We start from the raw sequence: 244 nt of genomic DNA, 5'->3' as shown, positions 1-244 counted from the left end.
TATTGGATGTCTATAACAAATTCAAAAAAATATCAAAGGCTGGGTGATAAGGATGGCAACTCACTGAGTGGGGATAAGACATTAACCCATGGCGGTGGCAGAACATACGCGCAAGATCTCGCTTTACAAGAGCAACATAGACAACTTATAGAGAAGATCTTAAGTGGCGACATGCAAAGTGGCTTAGTGTTTACTTGTCAGATTGGTGGATTACCTGAAGAGACTTTCCAAGTCACGCAATTCG

1 protein-coding gene is annotated in these 244 nt (G+C 41.8%); it reads left to right on the top strand.

The annotated features are described in order from the left end of the window. Positions 1–244: hypothetical protein (locus tag HMPREF2886_RS34805; RefSeq protein ID WP_218189068.1), on the top strand; the 244-nt coding region annotated here is incomplete at both ends.

This window comes from Pseudomonas sp. HMSC066A08, assembly GCF_001813025.1.
Lineage (GTDB): Bacteria > Pseudomonadota > Gammaproteobacteria > Pseudomonadales > Pseudomonadaceae > Pseudomonas > Pseudomonas aeruginosa.
Note: the sequence above shows the minus strand (reverse complement) of the source record. Positions and strands in the feature narration are given on the sequence as shown.